The 5,531-nt window shown below is 47.1% G+C and carries 6 protein-coding genes and 2 pseudogenes; 1 reads left to right on the forward strand and 7 read right to left on the reverse strand.

The genetic code is table 11. The features are described 5' to 3' along the window. Window positions 1-63 precede the first annotated feature (63 nt). The 4 genes and pseudogenes from C7B77_RS22785 to C7B77_RS22800 form a co-directional block, all read right to left on the reverse strand. Window positions 64-471: pseudogene (locus C7B77_RS22785) on the reverse strand (MauE/DoxX family redox-associated membrane protein); the annotation flags it as partial. Between the two features lie 94 nt (window positions 472-565). Next, entirely contained in the window at window positions 566-1,987 is a 1,422-nt protein-coding gene (locus tag C7B77_RS22790) for an NAD(P)/FAD-dependent oxidoreductase (protein WP_106310296.1), read from the reverse strand. Between the two features lie 211 nt (window positions 1,988-2,198). Continuing rightward, a pseudogene (locus C7B77_RS22795) lies at window positions 2,199-2,567 on the reverse strand (response regulator transcription factor); the annotation flags it as partial. A gap of 420 nt (window positions 2,568-2,987) precedes the next feature. Then, the gene (locus C7B77_RS22800; protein WP_106310302.1) at window positions 2,988-3,467 is read right to left on the reverse strand and encodes a GNAT family N-acetyltransferase; all 480 of its coding nucleotides are present in this window, start codon (window positions 3,465-3,467) and stop codon (window positions 2,988-2,990) included. A 45-nt stretch (window positions 3,468-3,512) separates the two neighbouring features. On the opposite strand from C7B77_RS22800, the gene C7B77_RS22805 reads away from it, so the two are divergent. Next, window positions 3,513-4,115, forward strand: coding sequence for a TetR/AcrR family transcriptional regulator (locus C7B77_RS22805; protein WP_106310305.1), 603 nt, complete (start codon window positions 3,513-3,515; stop codon window positions 4,113-4,115). Window positions 4,116-4,129: 14 nt separating this feature from the next. Here the strand turns inward: C7B77_RS22805 and C7B77_RS22810 are convergent, their stop codons facing one another. The 3 genes from C7B77_RS22810 to C7B77_RS22820 are packed head-to-tail and all read right to left on the reverse strand — an operon-like array spanning window position 4,130 to window position 5,487. Then, the gene (locus tag C7B77_RS22810; RefSeq protein ID WP_106310308.1) at window positions 4,130-4,522 is read right to left on the reverse strand and encodes a VOC family protein; all 393 of its coding nucleotides are present in this window, start codon (window positions 4,520-4,522) and stop codon (window positions 4,130-4,132) included. After that, entirely contained in the window at window positions 4,519-4,884 is a 366-nt protein-coding gene (locus C7B77_RS22815; RefSeq protein ID WP_106310311.1) for a TfoX/Sxy family protein, read from the reverse strand. Before C7B77_RS22815 ends, C7B77_RS22810 begins: the two co-directional genes overlap by 4 nt. 45 nt (window positions 4,885-4,929) lie before the next feature. Then, window positions 4,930-5,487: a sensor histidine kinase gene (locus tag C7B77_RS22820; RefSeq protein WP_106310314.1), complete on the reverse strand. Its 558-nt coding sequence runs from the start codon at window positions 5,485-5,487 to the stop codon at window positions 4,930-4,932. Window positions 5,488-5,531: the final 44 nt, after the last annotated feature.

Genomic DNA, 5,531 nt, shown 5'->3' on the forward strand with positions numbered 1-5,531 from the left:
TTCGATAACTTCAGAAATAGATGCCTGCTTAATTGGCATTACAATTATTAGTTTTGCATACTAAGTAATGAAGAGCCAGATATTCTTGTTAAAACTTTCCGCTGCGTTAGGAAACAAAGTACCCGCAGGGACGAACCCAAATGCAAGGATGATACTCAAGGTCATCAAGATTAGCAATAAACCCGTCCACTCGATCCAGAAATTCATCGCAAACAACGCTCCTAACAGAATTTCGGCTAATGGCAATAACCAACCATAGGGAACGGCAATAATTGCAGGTAACGGGCCAACCCCTTGCCAGCCAGCGGGGAACGGCCCCCACAATTGGAGTTTTTGGGTGAGTACTGTTTGATAGAAGCCATCTTTAATGCTGAAGTTAATATAGTTAGAAATGCCAGAGATAAAGAAGAAAACGCCTAGTGTGATGCGATTGACAGCAACAGCAGTGTTGAGGTTGTAAATGGTTTTCATGGTAATTTTAGATTTTGAATTTAGGATTAAAAGGGAGAAGTCAGAGTATTTTGGGGGAATCTTTTTCTCTCTAAATTCGATCGAAATATCGGCTTTACTTTGTGGGTGCCATCCGATCGATTAAAGCTGGCATCCCAGTTGAATTCATTTGTTGCTGAAACTGAGTCGGTTGAGCGGCACGCCAGACTAGAGGAGTAGCGATGACTAGTCCGGTTGCGATCGTCGCCATGCCAGAGAGCCAGGGGGTTTGACCCAGCCGTTGGGAGCGAACGGGGCGGTGACGTTGAAAGATTTCATCGGTGAGCCAATCGGCAGTAACTTTGAGGTTGTGGCGCAGATGGGGCAGTAATTCTAGATAGGTACCCGTGCGAACGAGGTGTCCTGGTTGACCCTCGATCTTGAACTTGTCGAAGAGGTTGGCAACACTTTCATTTAGCCCCAATTTCATCAAGGTGCCGCGCAGATTAACAGTGGCTGGGAGTAGGGTTTTACGCTCGGCAAGTGCTTGGAGGTTGTGGGCGATCGCTTTACCTTGCTGATAGGCTACTTGAGCGGTTGGCGGTTGGGGTTCTGCATGGTTGGTAGCACAATCTCCAGCCGCAAATACTTCTGGAAAACCAGGCAGTTGCAAAGTCGGGGTTACTAATAAGCGTCCCTGACGATCGCGATGTTCCGGCTCGTTAACAGCCAATTCTCGGAGTAAAGGATGGGGCGCAGTTCCGGCTGTCCAGACAATGGTGCCAGCTTTGATGGAAAAGGTACGATCGCCCTTTTTACAGTCGATCGCATCGGGGTAAATGGCGGTAACTGATGTATCGAATAGCAATTGAACTCCTCGCTGCTTGAGCGATCGCGCGGCGGTCGCTCGCAATCTGCTATTGATATCGCCTTTGAGCAATTCACCACTGCGGTTAATCAGTATTACCCGCACCTCGTCGATATCGCCACCGAGATCTTCATACCAGAGGGGCAAAAGATCGCCTAGAGTACACGCTAATTCGATTCCCGCTGGCCCCGCACCAATAATTGCCACCGTCAGTAACGGGCAACGTTGCTGGGGATCGGGGGTCTGAATGGCTTGCCGCAATCGCGCTTGCAACCGATCGCGTAAGGCGATTGCCTCGGTTCCAGATGTCATCGGGAGTGCGTATTCTGCCGCCCCTGGAGTATTAAAGTATTTGGTCTGGCTGCCCAATGCCAGCACGAGGCGATCGTAATCGTAATCTCGTCCCGAAGCTAATACCACCCGCTGGTGATGGAGATCGATCTCCACCGCCGTGTCTTGAACGATCGTCACTCCCGATCCGGTTAGTAAGTCGGTATAGCGGGGATGAACTTGTTTAGCTTGGAGTTCGCCGCTGAGGAGTTCGTAGAGGAGGGGTTTGAAACTAAAACGCTCTTTGGGTTCGATGAGAACGATCGGGTGTTGGTATTGCTGGTGACTCAGATGTAGGGCGGTAAATAACCCTACAAAACCACCTCCTACGATCAGTGTTGGCTTAGATTTCTGGTACATAGTTGAAGCAACGGTACGACAGCATTTAACTCTGCTACCAGTATTGCCCGATTGGCTCTGCGGTGAATGATTTTGGTCTAAACATTGGCTGAGAAACTCGATCGATTATCCTGATAAATTCTTAATCTGTTTCTCATCAAAAACTCAGGTTGCAACTTTATCATCGTAATGGTGACAATAATTTCTAGCGTTGCTTTCCCGTGGTTACATATTTCTGTGGATGCTGGAGATGTAAATCGATTCTGGCTAACAACTCTTCCATGCTAAAAGGTTTAACCATATAGTCATTAGCTCCAGCAGCTAAACCTGTGGTTCGATCGCCAGATTCATCTCTAGCCGTCAATAAAATCACTGGAGTTTTAATTCCCATCGATCGCCATCGTTGACAGATTTCTATCCCTGTCAAACCAGGTAACATCCAATCCAAAATCGCTAAATCCGGCTCGGAATCCCGTGCCAAATTTAATCCTAACATGCCGTCATGCACCACGCTGACGCGATAGCCCTCGCTCTCCAATTCTAATTCAATAAATCGGGCGAGTCTGATTTCATCTTCAATTAATAGGATATGTGCGGCCATTTATTTTAACTGAAATCTCTATAAACTTAGACTATTAATTTCCTGAATTTATTGTGAGAATCTCCTCAGTTAAATCTCAGCAATTTCTCAGCATCCGAGGACAAGGATACTTTGAACGATTCAAGTGATGTGAATGGTTGTCGTATTAGCCCTGAGTCACAAATACCCCTCTTTTGTCACTCTCGCCAGAGGCTTGAATTTGCTTTCGATCGAATATCGCTTACTGTCTGGACTTTGAGAGCTAATTTCTAACATTTTAGAATTGGGGGTGGTGAAAATTGAAACTGTTAGTAATTAAGCTCTAGATCGCTTGATTGAAGATATTTTTATTTTTTACCTTTCCTGGAGTGACAAAAGAGGGGTAACTGTGGCAGTTGTATTGTGACAATCTCTAAACCTAAGCTAATTGTATCCGCAAGGTTATTTTCTGGGAGCGATTAGGGCTTTACGGAAAACAATTTTGTCAACCCCTGCTGCATAGAATTCACGGATTCGTGCTTCCTCGTCGTAACCACTGTTGCAATAAAATGCTCGAACGTACTCGAAGCTGTCCGTTCCCGATGTTTCCACCAGCAGCACGCGCGCACTGCGCTCGGCCAACATCTGTTCGATATGGGCTAATAGTGCCGCACCGCGCCCTTGCCGCTGACGATCGGGATGGATACCAATCAGATATAGATTCCACGTCCCCTCGGTCATTCGCTCTGGTGCGACATACGCGATTCCCACCAATCCGTCATCATCATCGGTAAGCCATAGGTCTTGGCTGTCGGTTTTGCCGTCGAAGTGTTCGGATAGCATTTGAGCGAGTACCTCCGTCTCGTGGGGCTGGAACAGACCAGTTGCCTCAGCCAAAGCGATCGCTGCGGTTGTTTCATCAGGCGAGATCGGTCGAATCATGGCGGACTCCATTTGGGTGTAATAGTAGGTAAGCCGAGGAAAGTTATGAATTATGACGATTCCTCTTCGAGGACGCTACGCGAACGCCGGATAGAAATCGTTCGAGCGGCATGGCGGACGATCGTGCGCGAAGGATTGGATCGCACCAGTATGCGGGCGATCGCTCAAGAACTTGGCTCTTCGACAGGGGTAATCACCCACTACTTTCGAGATAAAGAAGAACTAATTCTATTTGCCCTAGAACGCGTGTTTGAAAACGTCAGAGACGACATGAAAGCGTGTGCCAAAGGACGGCAAGGGATTGACAGGCTAGAGCAGATGATTTTTGTCGCTCTACCGTTGAAGGAAATTGACAGAGACGATTGGAAAGTTTGGATGGCGTTTTTGGGTTATTCGATCGGGCGCGAACAACTAGTGCGAGAACATCGAAAACGCTATGACTGCTTACGGCAGATTATTTATCAAGAATTGGCTGATTTACAAACAGCCAATTCGATCCGAGCCGATCTCGATCTAACCACCGAAGCCAATGCCCTAATCGCGCTAGTGGATGGTATCGGTACTGGAGTTGTCATCTGCCCCGAACAGTTCTCGGCAGAGCAACAACAATACCTCGTGCGGCGACATATTAATGCTTTAATACCATGATTATAGTGAGGTTGTTAGCCGCCGATCGGGGAGCAGAGTTCGATTAACGAACCTTCGATCGCCCGAACGTAGGCAACCACTTGACCCCAAGGCTTTGTAGTCGGCTCCTTGACTACGATCGCACCAGCGGCAACCGCCTTGGCAGAGGATGATGCTACGTCATCGGTGACAAATGCCAATTCAACTCCGAACGGTGGAGCATTGAGGTCGAGTTTTTGATAGTGTCCGTCAAGATTCATTTCACCCATACTATGCGAGGCAAAAGCCAGCACCGTTTCACCCGTATTCAACTCCCCATACTGACCAGACTCATGCAAAAAGCGCGTTTCCAAGCCAAATGCCTCCTTGTAAAAGGTTAGGGTATCGGCAACTGAGGGGACGTAGACGATCGTATATCCAAATTTCATATTTTTGCCTGTTTTGATTTTGGTTTCTTTGGTTTCGGAGCCGGAAGCTCGTTTGCTGTTAATCGAATCAGATTCGACAGCCACTCTCGATCGTCAAGCTGTTCGCCAATGAGGAAGTATGGTTTCGCGCCTGGATAAGGGGGTGCTTCTACGATACTATCGATCGCGTAGCGGCTCCCTTGGAGCATCGCAGATCTACCAGCCGCAGTCGGCTTGACAAACAGTTGGTTATCGCAAACCAGCGCGACAACTTTCCCGTTGCAGTAGATCGCATATTCACCAAACATTTTTTTGAATGAGACTTGCCCCGCTCCATTGAGGCAATCGCAGACGTATTCAACAAAGTTCGAGTCTGAGGCCATATTTGCTCCGATTGGGGTTGATAGATGAAGATCGATCGGGTATTTCTAGGGCAACATCGTTGGCAGTTGGACTGTGATGATCGATCCAATCTTCGCCCCCGACTCAATTCTAAACTCCCCATCATGAGCCTCGACAATCCGTTTGACGATCGCTAAACCCAAACCCGTACCACTTGCTTTAGTTGTAAAAAACGGCTTGGTTAATTGTGGCAAAATATCAGCAGGAATCGGCGTACCACCATTATGAATTTGAATGCAAACTCGATAAGTTTCACTTGCTTCAATCTTAATACTCACAACATCGCCTGGACTTATCGCTTCACAAGCATTGGTGACTAAATTAATTAATACCTGCTTCAATTTATCTTTATCTGCTAATACACTTATCGGCACAGTATTTGCCACAAACTGAAGCTGTTTATCTGAAGCCACAGGCGTATTTTGCAAAGTGTTTAAAGTTTCCACAATCAAGCTGTTTAGCTCGATCTCGGAGCGATCGAGTGTTTGCGGTTTGGAATAGAGCAAAATCTGACTCAGTAAACGTTGCAGTCGATCGGCTTCTTCTAGAGATAAGTAGGTAGGTGGGGAAATAATAAACTGCATAAAGTTTTGTCACGGAACTGGAGAGTTGGAGAATTTAAAGCGTT

The organism is Chamaesiphon polymorphus CCALA 037, assembly GCF_003003845.1.
Classification (GTDB): domain Bacteria; phylum Cyanobacteriota; class Cyanobacteriia; order Cyanobacteriales; family Chamaesiphonaceae; genus Chamaesiphon; species Chamaesiphon polymorphus.